The organism is Azospirillum agricola, assembly GCF_017876095.1.
GTDB classification, from domain to species: domain Bacteria; phylum Pseudomonadota; class Alphaproteobacteria; order Azospirillales; family Azospirillaceae; genus Azospirillum; species Azospirillum agricola.
Genome location: NZ_JAGINM010000026.1, coordinates 63,912 through 80,753, shown reverse-complemented (window position 1 = coordinate 80,753; position 16,842 = coordinate 63,912). Strand labels below are relative to the sequence as shown.

General features: G+C 69.1%; 15 protein-coding genes. 3 read left to right on the top strand and 12 right to left on the bottom strand.

Translation table 11 applies throughout. The features are described from left to right. Positions 1-8: 8 nt before the first annotated feature. The 9 genes from J2847_RS28655 to J2847_RS28615 all read right to left on the bottom strand — a co-directional run bounded on the left by J2847_RS28655 (position 9) and on the right by J2847_RS28615 (position 8,578). Entirely contained in the window at positions 9-752 is a 744-nt protein-coding gene (locus J2847_RS28655; protein WP_209782138.1) for a fumarylacetoacetate hydrolase family protein, read from the bottom strand. Further along, positions 749-1,423 (bottom strand): fumarylacetoacetate hydrolase family protein, encoded by a 675-nt coding sequence (locus tag J2847_RS28650; protein ID WP_209782137.1) that lies wholly within the window; start codon positions 1,421-1,423, stop codon positions 749-751. Before J2847_RS28650 ends, J2847_RS28655 begins: the two co-directional genes overlap by 4 nt. A gap of 4 nt (positions 1,424-1,427) precedes the next feature. Then, positions 1,428-2,759, bottom strand: coding sequence for a TRAP transporter large permease (locus tag J2847_RS28645; protein WP_209782136.1), 1,332 nt, complete (start codon positions 2,757-2,759; stop codon positions 1,428-1,430). After that, a complete protein-coding gene (locus tag J2847_RS28640) occupies positions 2,756-3,307 on the bottom strand; it encodes a TRAP transporter small permease (RefSeq protein WP_209782135.1) in 552 nt (183 codons plus the stop codon). The genes J2847_RS28645 and J2847_RS28640 overlap by 4 nt, the downstream gene beginning before the upstream one ends. Positions 3,308-3,329: 22 nt before the next feature. Then, entirely contained in the window at positions 3,330-4,364 is a 1,035-nt protein-coding gene (locus J2847_RS28635) for a TRAP transporter substrate-binding protein (protein ID WP_209782134.1), read from the bottom strand. Between the two features lie 170 nt (positions 4,365-4,534). Beyond that, positions 4,535-5,521, bottom strand: coding sequence for a 2-dehydropantoate 2-reductase (locus J2847_RS28630; protein ID WP_209782133.1), 987 nt, complete (start codon positions 5,519-5,521; stop codon positions 4,535-4,537). Positions 5,522-5,561: 40 nt separating this feature from the next. Beyond that, complete coding sequence (locus J2847_RS28625) at positions 5,562-6,674, bottom strand: AraC family transcriptional regulator (protein WP_209782132.1); 1,113 nt, start codon at positions 6,672-6,674, stop codon at positions 5,562-5,564. A 93-nt stretch (positions 6,675-6,767) separates the two neighbouring features. Then, a complete protein-coding gene (locus J2847_RS28620) occupies positions 6,768-7,538 on the bottom strand; it encodes a class II aldolase/adducin family protein (RefSeq protein WP_209782131.1) in 771 nt (256 codons plus the stop codon). 50 nt (positions 7,539-7,588) lie between these two features. Beyond that, positions 7,589-8,578, bottom strand: coding sequence for a TRAP transporter substrate-binding protein (locus J2847_RS28615; RefSeq protein ID WP_209782130.1), 990 nt, complete (start codon positions 8,576-8,578; stop codon positions 7,589-7,591). Positions 8,579-9,465: 887 nt separating this feature from the next. Here J2847_RS28615 and J2847_RS28610 point away from each other — a divergent pair. Further along, positions 9,466-10,167, top strand: coding sequence for a response regulator transcription factor (locus J2847_RS28610; RefSeq protein WP_325169504.1), 702 nt, complete (start codon positions 9,466-9,468; stop codon positions 10,165-10,167). A gap of 9 nt (positions 10,168-10,176) precedes the next feature. Then, positions 10,177-12,108, top strand: coding sequence for a hypothetical protein (locus tag J2847_RS28605; RefSeq protein WP_209782129.1), 1,932 nt, complete (start codon positions 10,177-10,179; stop codon positions 12,106-12,108). A 305-nt stretch (positions 12,109-12,413) separates the two neighbouring features. Here the strand turns inward: J2847_RS28605 and J2847_RS28600 are convergent, their stop codons facing one another. Continuing rightward, positions 12,414-13,865 (bottom strand): aminotransferase-like domain-containing protein, encoded by a 1,452-nt coding sequence (locus tag J2847_RS28600; protein ID WP_233474857.1) that lies wholly within the window; start codon positions 13,863-13,865, stop codon positions 12,414-12,416. 159 nt (positions 13,866-14,024) lie between these two features. On the opposite strand from J2847_RS28600, the gene J2847_RS28595 reads away from it, so the two are divergent. Next, entirely contained in the window at positions 14,025-14,873 is an 849-nt protein-coding gene (locus tag J2847_RS28595; protein ID WP_209782127.1) for a DMT family transporter, read from the top strand. A 4-nt stretch (positions 14,874-14,877) separates the two neighbouring features. On the opposite strand, the gene J2847_RS28590 is transcribed toward J2847_RS28595, so the two are convergent. Beyond that, complete coding sequence (locus J2847_RS28590) at positions 14,878-16,086, bottom strand: ATP-dependent DNA helicase (protein ID WP_085558290.1); 1,209 nt, start codon at positions 16,084-16,086, stop codon at positions 14,878-14,880. A 243-nt stretch (positions 16,087-16,329) separates the two neighbouring features. Beyond that, on the bottom strand, positions 16,330-16,728 hold the full coding sequence (locus J2847_RS28585; protein ID WP_325169503.1) for a YbaN family protein: 399 nt from the start codon (positions 16,726-16,728) through the stop codon (positions 16,330-16,332). Between the last annotated feature and the right edge of the window lie 114 nt (positions 16,729-16,842).

Here is a 16,842-nt window from a genome sequence, read left to right as displayed (position 1 = left end):
GACGGGTGTCAGCGGTCGGCGACGATGTGGTTGACGAGGCTGCCGATGCCTTCGATTTCAGTCGTGACAGTGTCGCCCGGCTTGACATCCGCCAGCCCTTCCGGGGTTCCGGTCAGGATGACATCGCCCGGCGAGAGGGTCATGATCGACGACAGGTACGCGATCAGGTGCGGCACGTCGAAGATCATGTCGCGCGTGCTGCCGTCCTGCGTCACCCGGCCGTTGACCAGCGTGCGCAGCGAAAGGTTCATCGGATCGGGCACGTCCGCCGCGTCCACCAGCCAGGGGCCGAGCGGCGTGCAGCCGTCGCGGTTCTTCACCCGCAGGTTCGGACGGTAGTAGTTTTCCAGATAGTCGCGGATGGCGTAGTCGTTGGCGACGCTGTAGCCGGCCACCACCTCGTAGGCGCGGTCGCGCGGCACGTCGCGGGCGGTGCGGCCGATCACCACCGCCAGTTCGCATTCGTAATGCATGAAGGTGGCGTCGGCCGGGCGCCGGGTGCTGGCACGATGGCCGGTGATGGTGTTCGGCCCCTTCAGGAAGACCAGGGGCGTTTCCGGCGCCTTGAAGGCCAGTTCCTTCGCGTGGTCGGCATAGTTGAGGCCGAGCGCGAAGATGGTGCGCGGCTCCACCGGCGGCAGCCAGGTGACCGCCTCGGGGTCCACCAGCCGGCCGTTGGACAGCCGCAGCCGTCCCTCTTCCTCGACGGCCGCATGGACCGTGCCGTCCAGCAGGATGCGGGCGCGCTTCATGGCGTTTCTCCTTCCGCCGCGGCGTCTTCGATGACGATGTCCAGCGGGGCGAAGCCGTCGATCTCCAGCCGGACGCGGTCGTCGGCCCCGGCCTGGGGCCCGTCCAGCGCGATCCCCAGATGCAGGGTATCGCCGGCGCGCAGGGTCATGAAGCCGGTCACCTCGGCCAGCAGCCGGGCCGGCGGGCGGACCAGATCGGACAGGCTGCGCTCCGCCACCACGGTGCCGTTGACGAGCGTGCGCAGGGTCAGCGCCTCCACCCCCGCCACGTAGGGCAGTGTCCCGCCCATCGGGCAGGAGCCGTCGAAACAGCGTTCGCGCACCGGTGGCCGGTAGACCGACGGGTTGGGCAGGCTGACGTCCAGGATCGGGCGCAGCCCGGCGACCGCGTCCATCGCCGTGGCTTCGTCCAGGGCGGTGGCGTCGCGGCCGATGACGAGGCCCAGCGTCGCCGCCACCTCCACCCGCTCCGCCCCGCGCGGCAGCCGCACCGCGGCGCCGTTGCCGGCATGGGTGTTGTAGGGTTTGATGTAGAGGACCGGTGCCTTCGGCGGTGCGCTATAGGGCGGCTGCGACAGGGCTGGGCCGAGGCGGTCCAGGGTGCGGCGGTCGTTCAGGATCACCCCGTAGACCATTCCCTGGGTCATTCCCTGAGGGGAAGTGGTGTGCATGGTGTCAGCCTCCGAAGGCATGGACGAGCCATAGGCAGATGCCCGGCACGAAGACGATCAGCAGGATGCGCAGCAGGTCGGATGCCAGGAAGGGCATGACGCCCCAGGCGGTTTCGCGCATCGGCACGCCGCGCGCCAGCCGGTTGATGACGTAGAGGTTCATGCCGACCGGCGGATGGACGAGGCCGATCTCCACCACCATCAAGGCCAGGATGCCGAACCAGACCGACTTGTCGGTGGCGTCCATGCCGAAGAAGTCGAGGCCCATCACCACCGGGTAGAAGATCGGGATGGTCAGCAGGATCATCGCCAGCGAATCCATCACGCATCCCAGCAGGATGTAGATGCCGATGATGCTGAACAGGACCAGCAGCGGCGGCATGCCGCTGTCGCGCACCCAGGCGGCCAGCTCCACCGGCATCTGCGACACCGCCAGCGCCGAGTTCAGCAGGTCGGCGCCGATCAGCACGACGAAGATCATGGCGGTCGCCTGGGCGGTGCCGTGGATGCTGGCGACCAGCTGGGGCCAGCGCATGCCGCCCGAGGCGAAGGCGATCAGGCCGCAGGCGGCGGCGCCGATGGAGGCGGCCTCCGTCGGGTTGGCCCAGCCGTCATAGATGCCGACGATCACCACCAGGAAGACCAGCAGCACCGGCAGCACGCCGATCTGGGCGCGCAGCCGCTCCGACCAGGGCAGCGGGGCGCTGGCCGGGCCGGCGGCCGGGTTGCGCCGCACGATCAGCGCGATCACCGCGAGATAGCCGAGCGCGGCGATGACGCCGGGAACCACCGCGGCGACGAACAGCTTGCCGATGGATTCCTGCGTCAGCACCGCATAGACGACCAGCGGCACCGAGGGCGGGATCAGGATGCCCAGCGTCCCGCTGGCCGCCAACGTTCCGGTCGCCAGCCGCCCGGAATAGCCGCGCGCCTGCAATTCCGGCAGCGCCACCTGCCCCATGGTGGCCGCGGTCGCCAGCGACGATCCGCAGATGGCGCCGAAGGCGGCGCAGGCGGCGGTGGAGGCCATCGCCAGACCGCCGCGCCAATGGCCGATCAGGGCGCCGGCGGCGCGGAACAGCGCCTTCGACAGCCCGCCATGGGTGGCGAACTGACCCATCAGCAGGAACAGCGGGATGACCGACAGGTCGTAGTTCGACAGCCGGGCGAAGGCGAGGTTGTTCAGGGTGAACAGCAGGGCCGCGGTCTGGCCGTCGTTGATGGTCAGGTAAATGGCGCCGCCGGCGATGAACATCGCCACGCCGATGTGGACGCGCAGCGCCAGCATGCCCATCAGCCCGGCGAAGCCGGCAAGTCCGATCGCGGTCCCGCTCATCGTGCCACCTCCGCCGTGCCGGCCGTCCGTCGTTCGTTGGATGTCAGGTCGCGCCAGCCGCGGTTCAGCGCGCACAGCGCCGTCAGGACGAGGCTGGGCAGCATGGCGAGCATCGGCATCCAGACCGGCAGCCCCAGAAGCGGCGTCACCTCTCCCGCCTCGCGGATGTCGATCACCTGGAGGCCGGTGCGCCAGACCAGCAGCAGGGCCAGCGCGCCGAGCAGCAGGTCGGCCACCGCGTCGAGCAGCCGGCGCATCCAGGCCGGGGCGGTTTCGGTGAAGAAATCGACGCGCAGATTCTCGCCCAGGATGGTGCAGAGCGGCAGGAAGGCGCAGGCGGCCACGGCGGTGCCGACCTGCATCAATTCCACGTCGCCGGTGACCGGCAGGTTGGCCAGCTTGCGCCCGAAGATGGACAGCAGCGACATGCCGATCAGCGCCATGAAGATGCCGCCGCCGGCCAGGGCAAAGCCCTTCGCCGCAAGCAGCAGGGCGCGGTCGACCCCGGCCGCCGGCCGGAAGTCCGGGCTTCCGATGGGTTCATGCATGATGACGGTCTCCGCGAAGGGGTCAGCGCGCGGCGAGCGCGCGGGCGTCGGCCGCCAGGGTGGCGCCGTCGATGCCGCGCTTGGCGATGTCCTGCCGCCATTCGGCTTCCACCGGCGCCGCGGCGGCGCGCATCGCCTCGTAATCCGCGGGATCCTGGTTCTGGATGGTGCCGCCTTCCCTGGCGACCAGGGCGCGGGTGTCGGCGGTCACGCGGTCCCAGACCTGGCCGAAGCTCTCGACCAGCGCCGGGCCGCTGTTGCGGTCGATCACCGCCTTCAGGTCGGCCGGCAGCGACTGGTAGCGTTCCTTGTTCATCAGCAGCGTCAGGACCGTGGTGGAGTAGTAGGGCCGGCCGGACGGCGGCTGGGTGTGGAGCCTGGTCACTTCCTGGAGCTTGGTCGGCGTCACCACCTCCCACGCGCCCATGGCGCCGTCGACGATCCCCTTGGAGATCGCTTCGGTCACCTGGGCGGGCGGCATGTTGACGGGCGTGGCGCCCAGCGCGGTCAGCAGCTTGGAGACCATGCGGGTGGAGGCGCGCAGCTTCTGCCCCTTCAGGCTGTCCACCGCGGCGATCGGCTTGCCGGCGGTGTGGAAGGCGACGCCGCCGTCGACATGGACCGCCAGCACCTTGTAGGCGGCGAACTCCTCCACCGCGTGGCGCTGGTAGAAGTCCCAGGCCGCCCGGCTGCCCGACAGGCCGTCGCGCACGACGAAGGGCAGCTCCATCGTCTCGATGATCGGGAAGCGCCCGGCCGAATAGCCGGGGGCGGTCCAGACGATGTCGGCGACCCCGTTCTTCGCCAGATCGACCAGCTGCGCCGGCGTGCCGCCGAGCTGCATCGCCGGATAGAACTGGCAGGTGATGCGTCCGCCCGACTGCTCGCCCAGGGCCTTGCACCAGGGTTCCATCACCTGCTTCTGCGCCGGCGCGCCCGGCGGCAGGAAATGCGTGATCTTCAGCGAGACGCCGTCTGCGGCTGTGGCGGGGCTGGAGACGGCAAGCGGCAGCAGCGTGGCCAGGGCGAGCGCCGCCGGCCGGATCGTTTTCAGCATGGGGTTTCCTCCACCGATGCGCGGGGGACTGGGCGGACCGAAGGGTCCGCCCGTCCTCTTGTCGGCGCGTTGCTCATTGATGGTGCGTGATGCTGTTAACGAGTTAAACATTAACATGTTAAACAGTCAAGCGCGATGTGTGTGCCGTGGCGCGCGCCGCCCCCGGAAGGTCAGTCCATCGCCGGGCAGAGGCCGCGGGTGCCCGCCATCAGCCGCGTCAGGCCGAGCAGGGCGTCGAGGTTGGGGCTCGCCTGTCCCAGCCGCCCGGCGATCTCCTTCACCGCTCCCAGCAGCGCGTCGATCTCCAGCGGCTTGCCGGCTTCGGCATCCTGGAGCATCGACGTCTTGAAGGCGCCGAGCCGCCGCGTCACCGCGTTGCGGTCCGCGCCGCTTTGGTCGATCGGGCAACCGATGAGGCGCCCCAGTTCGGCCGCCTCCGCCATCACCGACAGGCAGAAGCCGCTGACCAGCGGATCGTCGAGAATCCGGTCGCAGGTGGCGCCGGTCAGCGCCGACACCGGATTCATCGTCATGTTGCCCCACAGCTTGTACCAGATGTCGGTCTGGATCCGCGGGGAGGACTGGACCTCGAACCCCGCCGTGGTCAGGCAGTCCGCCAGCCTGCCGAGGCGGGCCGACAGGCTGCCGTCCGGTTCGCCCACGATCAGCCGGTTGCCGAAGCCGTGGCGCACCAGACCCGGCTCGGCAACCGAGCAGGTGGCATGGACGACGCAGCCGATGACCGCATCATCCGGGATGGCGGCGGCGATCCGCCGGCCGGGATCGACGCTGTCGAGCGGCATCCCGGCGAGCGGCCCGCCGAAGCGGTGGAAGAACCACCAGGGCACGCCGTTCATCGCCGGCAGGACCATGGTCTCCGTCCCGATCAGAGGCGTCAGCGACGGGGCGAGGCCGGGCAGCGACTGCCCCTTCACGGCGATGACGACGAGATCCTGCGGCCCCAGCGCCGTCAGGTCATCGGTCACCCGGACGGCCCCCGTGACCTGCCCGTCCGCGGTGGCGAGCCGCCAGGGGCCGGCGCGCAGGGCGTCGGCGGTGGCGCCGCGCGCCAGGACCGACACGTCACAGCCGGCCTGGGCCAGACGGATGCCGACGAGGCCGCCGATGGCGCCGGCCCCGATGATGCAGGTCTTCATCGACGTCCCGTCTCCGTTGCTTGGGTGATCCTGAGGGTGCCTATGCGCGCCGCCGCAGCGTTTCCGACGGCGTCTCGCCGTAGCGGCGGCGGTAGTCGCCGGCGAAGCGTCCGAAATTGCCGAAGCCCCAGCGCAGGGCGATGTCCGCCACGCCCCCGGTTCGCGTGCTTCCGGTTTCCGGGCCTTGCAGCAGATCGTCCCGCGCGGCGGCCATGCGGATGTCCCGCAACTGCTGCATGGGGGACTGGTCGCGGAAACTGCGGAAGCCGGCGGTCAGGGTCCGGATGCTGACGCCGGCCGCCTCCGCGATCTCCGCCAGGGTCAGCGACTCCCCGGCGTTGGCGCGCATGAACTCCTCGGCCGCCCGGACATGGCGCGGGGCGGCGGCGGCGGGCGTGCCCGCCATCTGCTCCGTCCCGTTGTGCTCATGCCCGGTCAGCAGCATCAGCATCGCGGTCTCCTCCAGCTGTCTCCGGAGAAAGTCGGGCAGGGCCGGGTGGCCGGCCGCATCCGGCCCGGTGGACGACGGCCCGCCGGATGGTGCGGTGCAGGACAGCACCATCCGCACCACCGACCGCCAGCGGGCCTGCATGGCGGTTCCCGGCCGGATGCAAGGCGCGAATTCCAGCGGCCGGGCGGGGGCCTTGCCGACCAACCGCTCGTACAGGCTGTCCAGCGCCGCGGTGCCGAGGCGGAGATGCAGCCGTTCGCTGTCGGCGCTGAAGCGCTTCCTCACTGGCGATCTGGCGGAATCGACGACCATCAATCCCGGTCCGCCGCTGAAGCTCTGCGCCTGCGTGTCGATCTCGGACCAGCCGCTGACCTGCGTCGTCACCAGGATGAAGCGGCCGGTCGGCACCTGCGACAGCTCCACCCCGGTGTTGAAGCGCAGCAGGGCCATGCTTCCCGACCAGCCGACCCGCAGCCGCATGCGGAAATCGCGCGGCGGCCCGATCACCCGCATCCGGTGCGGGGTGTAGTTGCGGAACAGGCGCTCCGAGGCGCAGTCGGGATCGCTGGTGATCCAGTCGCCCGCCTGTTCGCCGGCTTGGGAGGCCAGGGCCTGTTCCGCCTCCAGCCCCAGCAGCCGAGCTTCGGTGGCCGATCGGCTCGTCTCGTCCCGACCGCATCCGTCCCCACCGCTTCCAATCATTGTTCGCGAATCCCCTTGTGGAGCACGCGAACAATGAAGCGATTAACATGTTAATTAGTCAAGGCCCTCGGGGCGGGCCTTGGACTTTGTCCGTCACGACCGGTAGGTCGGGTCGATGCGGTCGATGATGCGGGTGAGTGCCGCGAAGGCGTCTTCGCCGGCCCCGTATTTCGGATTGAAATTCAGGCTGTCGGCAACGCATTTCTCCAGCACCGCCACCGGGATCGGCCGCGCCCGGCCCATCGAATGGGTGGCCATCTGGATCTCGCAGGCGCGGTTGACCAGCCACATCAGCGAGAAGGCCTGCGCCAGCGTGGCGCCGACCACCACCGGGCCATGGTTGCGCAGCAGCAGGACCGGCTTGTCGCCGGCGCTGGCCAGGATGCGTCGCCCTTCGTCGAGATGGACGGTGATCCCCTCGAAATCATGGTACGCGATCTTGCCGTAGAGCTGGGCGGCGTAGAAGTTGGTGAAGGCCAGCCCGTCCTCCAGGCAGCAGACCGCCTGCGTCTGGGTGGTGTGGACATGCATCACGCAATGGGCATCCGGCAGGGTTGCATGGATGGCGCCATGGAAGGTGAAGCCGGCCGGATTGATCGGCCAGTCCGAATGGCCGACGATATTTCCCTTCACATCGACCTTCACGAGGTTGGAGGCGCGGACCTCCGAATAATGCAGGCCGAACGGGTTGATGAGGAAGTGGCCGGGTTCGTCCGGGACCCGGAGCGAGATGTGGTTGTAGATCAGCTCCGACCAGCCGAGATGGTCGAAGATGCGGTAGGCCGCGGCCAGCTTGACGCGGGCCTGCCATTCGGCCGGGCTGAAACGGGCGGGCTGTTCGAAATAGCGGGGGGCCGTGCTCATGTCTGGTCTCGTTGTTCCTGGTTGGTGGGACGCCGAAATCGGCGGGGCCGTCAGCGGGGCCGCGGGGCCAGCTGACGGGCCACGGCGGCGAGGGAGGCCGCGTCGATGCCCTTGGCCGACGCCTGGGCAATCCATTCGGCGGTGACCGGCTCCAGCTTCTTGAGCACCTCGTCATAGGCGCTGCCCGACAGCACGGTGACCGACTGCCCCTGTGCCTTCACCCTGTCGCGCGTCGCGGTGATGGTGGCGTCCCAGGCCCGTCCGAAGCGCTCGACGAGGACCATGCCGCTGTTCTTCTCAAGGATCGCCTTCAGGTCCGCGGGCATGGCGTCGAAGCTTTTCCTGTTCATCAGCAGGGCCAGGACGGTGGCGCCCAGGACGGGCTCGTCGGGTGAGGTTTCCAGATGGAAGCGGGTAACCTCGTCCAGCTTGGTCGGGCCGATGACCTCCCAGACCGCGGACGCACCGTCGACCACGCCCTTGGAGATCGCCTCGGTCATCTGGGCTGGCGGCATCGCCACGGGGGTGGCGCCAAGCTCCGTCAGGGTGCGGGCGATGGTGCGATTCGGCGCGCGCAGCTTCAACCCGGCGAAATCGGCCGCCTTGGCGATCGGCTTGTTCGCGGCATGGACGGTCATGCCGCCGTCGCCATGCAGGGCGAGCAGCTTGTAGGCGGCGTATTCGTCCTGGAGATGCGCCTGGTAGAAGGTCCAGATCGCCCGCCCGCCTGCGACGCCGCCGACCGGCAGCATGCCCGGAAGCTCCAGCACCTCGGTCTTGGGGAAGCGGCCGGTGGAATAGCCGGGGGCTGTCCACACGATGTCGGCCACGCCGTTGCGCGCCAGATCGACCAGCTGGGCCGCGGTGCCTCCCAGTTGCAGTGCGGGATAGAACTGGCAGCGGATGCGGCCGCCGGACTCCCGGCCGAGATCGTCGCACCACGGCTCCAGAACCTGCCTTTGCACCTGCGCCACGCCGGGCAGGAAATGCGCGATCTTCAGCGTCACGGTTTCGGCCGCATGGGTGCCGGCCGACGCCATCACTCCTGTTGCAAGCACGATTGCGGACGTGAGCGTGCGCGGACTGCTCATCCCGAGACCTCCCGTTGATTTGGCTTTTCTGTCCGCCGGTGGTGTTCGCGACGGTGTTCGCCAAGGGTAGGCAGGGCTGGCGTCCTGCTCTATCCGCGTCGGGCAGGCGCTGTCCGGAACAGGCGGAAATTTTGCAATAGAACCCAACAAACGGCCTTATGGCTGGTCGGATGACGGTGTTCCACCAGCCGTCGCCGACCGAGCTGAGCGTGGCGCCGGCCGGATCGTCGCCATAGGTGATCCTCCGGATTCCCCCGACCACCCCGGAGACGCCGTAAAGCTCCGGCCGGAGGCGGCCGGCCACGGGCAGCGCCCACACCGTCGCATCCCAGCCGCGGAAGCTGCTCCATTCCTGCATTTCGGCGGTGGTCAGGCCGATCGCCCCGCTGTCCCTGACCTGGAACTTGCCGCCGTTGACGGCGCCGTCCCGCGCCAGCACCTCGTAGCCGGTGGCCAGCGCCGCCGTGCCCTTGGGCGCCGTGATGCTGCCGCTGTTCCCGACCGCCCGCGCGATCAGCGCCACGTCGCCGCCCTGCGAGCCGATCGACCCGGCGTTGGTCACCGTCGCCTTGGAATTGCCCGAGAAGGTCTTGTCGCCGCCGCGCAGGAACTCGGCGTCGCGGACATCCAGGGTGGAGGCCCGAACGATCCGCCGGCAACTCCGCCTCACATGTTCGTGGGATGCCGCGGCGAACCCGTTGCCGGTAGACTCCCCATGAGGGCACTGTCCGCGCCCTTGACCTGTGTTTGGGTATTGTCACGGTTTCGCGAACCTTTCTATCCTGCGCTCGCAGACCAAGACGCGATCCCCCTCGGACGAAAGGCGTTCCCCTGTGGTGACCAGTGAGTTGCACGCAACCCCGTCGCCGGACCACCGCATCCGCGTCCTGCTGGTGGAGGATGACCGTCCGATCCGCGAGCGCATGACCGCGATCCTGCGCGCCGCCGACCGTGTCGATCTGGTGGCCGCCGCGGCCACGCTGGCGGAGGCCCGCGCGCTCTGCGCCGCCCATGTGCCGGCGGTCCTGGTCACCGACCTGAAGCTGCCCGACGGCAACGGACTCGACCTGATTCACGAAACCCGGCGGCTCTACCCGGCCATGGAGATCATGGTGGTCTCGGTCCTGGGGGATGAGCGCAGCGTGCTGACCGCCATCGAGGCGGGAGCGGCCGGCTATATCCTGAAGGATTCGACGGCGATCGATCTGGTCGGCTCCGTGCTCGACCTGGTGGCCGGGCGCTCGCCGATCTCGACGTCCATCGCCCGCACCATTGTCCGCCGCGTCCAGAGCAGGCCGGACTCTCCGTCGGCCGCGCCGCCGGCCGAGCCGGTGCCGTCGCTCACCGAGCGGGAGACCGACATTCTGTGGGGGGTCGCCAAGGGACTGACCTATGGCGACATCGCGGAGCGGCTGGGCATCTCCCGCAACACGGTGATGACCCACATCAAGAACATCTACCGCAAGCTGGAGGTGAACTCCCGCGGCGAGGCGGTGTTCGCCGCGATCAATCACAACATCATCAACCTGAAGGGCTGAGGGTCCGCCATGCCGTCGACGGACGCCGTTCCGGGTATGAGCGGTGGTGTGGCGCCCGCCCCGCTGTCCCGGCCGGCCTGGGCATGGCGGTCCGCCCTGTGTCTGGCGATCCTGATTCCCGCCCTCACCGCGCTCGGATTCATCATCAATCCCACCCTATCCGATGATGCGGCCGCCCTGTTCATCGGCGAGGCGTTGCTGGCGGTGCCCGGCGATCAAGCCGCCGACCCGGCGGCCTGGACGCCGGTGCCTCTGCCGTACCGCTGCCCGACCACAGGGACCGCCGAGGGGTGCATGGCCAACTTTCGTATCGGATACTGGTACGATCCGACCGCCCGGCCCGCGGATGCGGGCGGCGTGTCGTTCTATGCGCCCTCTTTCCAGGGTGTGCTCGCCGTTTCCCTGAACGGCGTCTTCCTCGCCACGAGCGCGTGGGGACGGGCGGAAGCCGATGTTTCCGGCAACATCCCGTTCCTGGTGCCGGCACCGCTTCTGCGCCCCGGCATGAACGAGTTCGAGATCGTTTTGTCCAAGCGCGGCGTCATCAGCGCCTTCCTCGATCGCGTCGCCATCGGGCCCGACGCCCTGCTGCGCCCGGACCATAACTGGCGACGGTTCCTGTACTCGACCCTGCAACGGATGATCGACGGCTGGCACATCACCATGGGCCTGGCGCTTTTCATCATCTGGCTCGCCTGCCGGCGCGAACGGATCTTCCTGGTGACCAGCAGCGTTATCCTGTCTCACGCCGCCGTGTCGCTGCCGGCGATCCTGGGCGATGGGGTGCTGAGCGAAACCTCCCTCCAACTCATCAACCACACCCGGTTTCTGACCACCAGCCTCGTCCTGCCCATGGCGCTGCTGTTCGTCCACCGCCCGCTCCCGGTCCCTCTGGGCGTCTTCCTGCTGCCGCCGTCCATTGCTGTCGTCAGCTTCCTCACTCTTCCGGTCGATCTGCACCGCTGGTTGCTCACGACCGTCTACTTTCCGATCATGTCCGTCGCCGCTCTTTGGGTGCTGTCGGTGGTGGTGCGCGTGGCTTTCCGTGAGCGCGACATCGCGGCCACGGCGCTGGCCGGCGCCTTCCTGTTCAATCTGGTCATCGCGGTGCATGACATTCTGCTCATCCGCGACGCCCTGGGGGAAAGCCGGGTGCTGCTCGGCCGCTTTGCCTGGCCCGTCATCATGGCGGTCGTCTCCGCGGTGCTGATCTGGCGCTTCGCACAGACCATGAACGTGCTGGATCAGTTCAGCCAACGCTTGAGGAACGAGGTGGCGGCGGCCGAAGACGCCCTGCGCCGCAGCTTCGCCCGCGAGCAGCAGCAGGCCGAGGCCGCCGTGCTGGAGGCCGAGCGGGTGCGCCTGATGAGTGACCTGCACGACGGCATCGCCGGTCAGCTCGTCTCGATCCTGGCGCTGTGCGAGTTGCGGGGGGAGGCCTCGGGCGAGGTCGCCGTCTCGGTTGGCGGCGCGCTGGCCGACCTCCGGCTGGTGGTGGCATCGCTGGAGAGCTCGGGCGATGATCTTGGCGTGATGCTCGCCCTGTTCCGCGAACGCATCGAGCCGCAGCTCATGGCCCAGGGCGTGACGCTGGTGTGGCGTGCTTCCGCCCTGCCGGAGGTGAAGGGGCTGCACCCCGGCGCCACCCTCAACATCTTCCGCATCATGCAGGAAGCTTCGGTCAACGCCGCCCGCCACAGCGGCTCGTCCACGCTGACCATCGAGGCCGGGCCGTCTCCGCGACCGGGCCATGGCGTGCGCTTGTGCCTGCGCGACCAGGGACACGGCGGGGTGGCCAGCCGGCCGGGCAGCTACGGCCTGGGAAACATGCGCCGACGGGCGGATGCCCTGGACGGGATGCTCGACATCCAGTCCGGCCCTGACGGGACCGCCGTAACTTTGGACTTGCCGGCCGAGATACGCGGACCGGCACCGGCGTGACCCATCTCGCGCCCCTCGGATGGCAACACATCAATCTGACCGGCGACGGTCCCTGGAGCGCGGACCGGGTGCCGGACACGTCAGGATACCGCTCGCTGCGCGCTCCCATCGAACTCCTGGCCGCCTGAGGTTCCCGTTCTGTCCGATTGGCGTGTATTTTCGCCCTTCGCCCGTCCTATGGCGTCACCCCAAGAGGGGAAGGCCCGCCACAGCTTGAACGGCACGATGGTCCGGTTGATCTGAGTTCCAGCGTGAGCGGACAGAGGGCATTCCGATGACGGAGCCATCACATTATGTTGAAATATTCATGTCGGACGCGCGGCTGCCATCTCCGCGAGGTCAAACGGCGGGGCGTCACCAGCCTGATGGGATGCCATCGCCCGCCGAAGCGCGGCCAGGACACGCGGGTCTTCCGACTGGGTGACGTTGAAGCGCAGGAAGGCCGCGGCGTTCTGCGAGACGCTGAACACGTTGCCCGGCGCCAGCACGATGTTCTCCTCCATCGCCTTGCGGGCAAGCGTGGCGGAATCCTGCCCGTCGGGCAGGCGGCACCAAAGATAGAAGCCGCCGCGCGGCATGAGCCAGGGCCGGATTCCGAGCCCATCCAGCCGCGCCGCCGTTTCACGGCTGGCCCGCGCGAGGCGCCGGCGCAGCTCGGCCATATGCTTGCGGTAGCCGCCCTCGGCAAGAATGCCGGCGATCAGCTCGGCCGCGGCCGGGCTCGCTCCGGCGAAGCGGGTCGCGACCTGGAGGTCGACCAGACCTTCGATCCAATCCGCTCTCGCGGCGATGTAGCCGCAGCGGATCGAGGCGGACAAAGTCTTGGAGAAGCTGCCGACCCGGATGACGCGGTCGAACCCGTCGAGCACGGCGAACCGTGGCGACGGGTCGGGCTCGAAATCGGCGAAGATGTCGTCCTCGACGATCGTCAGGCCGTGGGCCGAGGCGACGCTCAGGATCCGGTGGGCGGTCCGCGGCGAGAGGCTGGCGCCGGTCGGGTTGTGGAGCGCCGAGTTGGTGATGTAGAGCCGCGGCCGTTCCCCGACGAGCGCCGCCTCGAACGCGGCTGCGTCCGGGCCCGAGGGGGTGTAGGGGACGCCGACGATGCGGGCCTGGTGTGCCCGGAGCAGCGCCTGGAAATTGAAATAGCAGGGATCGTCGATCAGCACCGTGTCGCCGGGCCGCAGCAGGAAACGGCAGATCAGGTCGACCGCCTGCGTCCCCGAACCGGTCAGCAGGATTTGGTCCGGCGAGGCGTCGATACCCTCCTCGGCGAAGCGCCCGAGCAGCAGCCGGCGCAGCCGCGGCGAGCCGCGCGTGCCGCCATAGTCGGTGAGCGGCGCGTCCTCGTCGCGCGCAAGCGTCCGGAGGCCGCGGCGGAGGGCGGCGGTCGGCATCCAGTCCGCCGGCAACCAGCCGCAGCCGGGTTTCAGGGCGGCGGGATCGGCATCGAGCGACTGGCGCGAAACCCAGAAGGGATCGACGGCCCGGTCACGCCGGGGACCCGTCTCCGCCAGCGCCGGCGTTGGAGGGACGGTGCCGGCGACATAGAAGCCGGACCCGCGCCGGGCCTGGATCACACCCTCGGCGGCCAGACGGTCGTAGGCTTCGACGACCGTGGAGGGCGACACACCCAAGGTCGCGGCGAAGCGTCGGATCGAGGGCAGGCGGTCGCCGGCCGCCAGCGCGCGGCTCGACAGCTTCAGCCGGATGGCCGTCATCACCGCGCCGGTGCGCGTCGCGTCTTCGCGCTTCATATCTTCTCCAAAAACCGTGCGGCCGGGAATTGTGTGTGTCTGTAAAGGCATACAGTTTCGTCGGATCGTATGGCACTGTCCCTGTCCATTCCAGCATCGAGTTCCTACGATCACCGCTTCGGAGAGCGGAGGATCAGGGGCTTGCGCAGGGATCGGACAATGGACGGGTGGGGCAGCGGTCTCCTGGGCGTCGTCATCTTCAGCGGCTCGCTGCCGGCCACGCGGATCGCCGTCGGCGATTTCCCGCCCCTGTTCCTGACCTCGGCCCGCGCGCTGATCGCGGCGCTTCTTGGAGCGGCCTTTCTTCTGGCGCTTCGTCAGGCCAGGCCGGCGCGAGGCGATCTTCGTCCGCTCGCCGTGGTCGCCCTCGGCGTCGTGGTCGGTTTCCCATTGCTGACGGCGCTGGCGCTCCAGCGGATCACCGCGGCCCACTCCGTCGTCTTTATCGGCCTTCTGCCGCTCGCGACCGCTCTTTTCGGTGTCCTGCGCGGTGGGGAGAGGCCGAAACCGGTGTTCTGGCTGTTTTCGGGCATCGGCGGCGCGACGGTCGCTGGTTTCGCCGCCCTCAACGGCGGTGGCGGGGCGCTCGTCGGGGATGCGCTGATGGTGGCCGCCATCCTGCTGTGCGGCCTCGGCTACGCCGAGGGGGCGGCGCTCGCGCGCAGGCTCGGCGGCTGGCAGGTCATCTCCTGGGCCCTGCTGCTGGCGCTGCCGGCGATGGCGGCCGTGGCGTTGGCGACGGCGCCGGATTCCTGGTCCGGGATCGGCGGTCCGGCCTGGCTCGGCCTCGGCTACGTGTCGGTCTTCAGCATGCTGGTCGGCTTCGTCTTCTGGTATCGCGGGCTTGCGCTGGGCGGGATCGCCGGGGTCGGGCAACTTCAGTTGCTCCAGCCCTTCTTCGGCCTGGGCTTGGCGGGGCTGCTGCTTCGCGAGCCGGTCGCCTGGACGATGATAGCGGCGGCCGGGCTGGTGGTGCTCTGCGTCGCCGGGGCCAAGCGCTTCGCCTGAACGGCTAGGCCGGCAGCCCGTCCTCGAAGGCGGGAAGCCGCCACGCGCCGCCCAGTTCGGCGTTGCGCAGCAACAGCACCAGCTCCTCGCGCGACCGCGTCACGGCCGTGTAGAGCCAGCGCCATCGGTGTTCCCGGAACGCGGCCGAATCGTCGATCACGGTGACCGATGGGAACTCCGACCCCTGGGAAGCGTGGCAGGTGATCAGCCAGGCCCAGTCGTAAAGCTGGATGTCCTTGCCCACGCGCGGCTGGACCATTCCCTCGGTGTAGTGCGCCTGGAACATCCAGGGATGCACGATCAGCTTGCCGCGCGACCGGACCTCATCCTCCATCTGCACGCCCAGCGACCACAGCCCGGCGTCCCGGCCGCTGGCCTCGGTGGCCGCCCGCGTCAGGGAGCCGATCATCCCGTTGAACAGCTCCTCCTCCTTCTGGTTGCGTCGGCAGATGACGCGCTCGCCCGCCTGCGGCATCACCGACTCATGGCCAAGAAGGGAGCGCATCCTCCTGGTGTAGGTGGTGCGGACACGGTGGGTGCCGCAGATGGCCTGCGACGAGGGCCGCATCACCAGCCCCTGGGTGCCGCGCTCCAGGGGCAGGACATGGACCTTGCCGACCGAGCCGAACCGTCGGGGAAGTTGCTGTCGGCGCAGCAGATGGGCGAGCCGGATCACCGGGCTTTCCTGGGCGGTGCGGTGCGGCTCGGTCAGGCGGAAATCGGGTTCCCCGCTGGTGAACAGTCCTTGCCCGGACACCGGCGGGAGCTGGTAGTCGTCGGCGATCACCAGGATCTTCTTCCCGGTCCGCAGCAGGTCGCGCGCCACGTCGTCGCCGACCATCGAGCCCTCGTCGCAGACGATGAGGTCGGCCTCGGCCATCGGTCCATCGGAGCGGCGGGCGAAGAACAGCTCGCCGGTGTCGCCGTCCTTGCGCGGGGCGTAGAGCAGCGAATGCAGCGTCGCGGCCCCCTCGATACCCTTCTGGCGCAGCACCTGCGCCGCTTTTCCGGTCGGTGCACCGACCACATAGTCCCTCAGCCCGCGACGATCCTGGAGATGTTCGAGCACGAAGGCGGTGGTCCTGCTCTTTCCCGTTCCGGCCTCGCCCGCCAACCAGAAGACCTGCGCGGCCTGATCGTCCATGTACCAGGCGTCGATCGCCTGGATGGCGCGGTGCTGCTCGTCGGTCGGCGTGTCGGAGGGCGAAGGCATGGGCTCGCTTGGATGATGGTCGTGATCGGGCGCACGGTTGCGCAACGCGTGGCGCCAGGGCTGCCCGGCCGAAGCCGGACGGGGCCATGCCGGACACATGTTCTCCTATCGTTCCGCCGTGCGGTCCGTCAACCGGGAATGTTCGGTCAACCGGGAATGCTCGGCGCGTAGCGCGCAGGGAATGGAAATGGTTCCGACACGGGGCGGGGAGAACCGCTCACGCCGCGAGGGCGCCGGACGGGATCAATCTTCCGGTCCGGGGCTGCGATCGGTCGCCGACGGGGTGGGACGGGACACGACATAGACGCCCACCGCCACCAGGACCAGACCGACGCCGCCGAGCACCGCGAAGCCGGGTGACGACAGGGCCAGGATTCCGAAACCGGACGCCATTCCGGCAATGGCCATGAGCTTGGCCTTGAACGGAATCGCACCCCGGTCCTGCCAGTCGCGGACGGCTCGTCCGAACCGGGGATCGTTGCGCATGCGGTCACGCAACTCCGGATTTCCGCGGGCGTAGGCCCAGGCCGCCACGAGAAGGAACGGCACGGTGGGCAACAGCGGCAGAAACGCACCGGCCGTGGCCAGGCCGACCGCTCCGTGGCCGACCAGCAGCCATGCCAGCCGCCGCTTGCGTCCCACATCTTTTCTTCCGTCTGCCACCCGGCTCCCCGCCCGCTGTCGACGTCCTCCGGAGTCCTAGCACGCCTTTCCATCACGGTCCCAGTGCCTTGACAAGCCCGGCGCTGCCTGTCC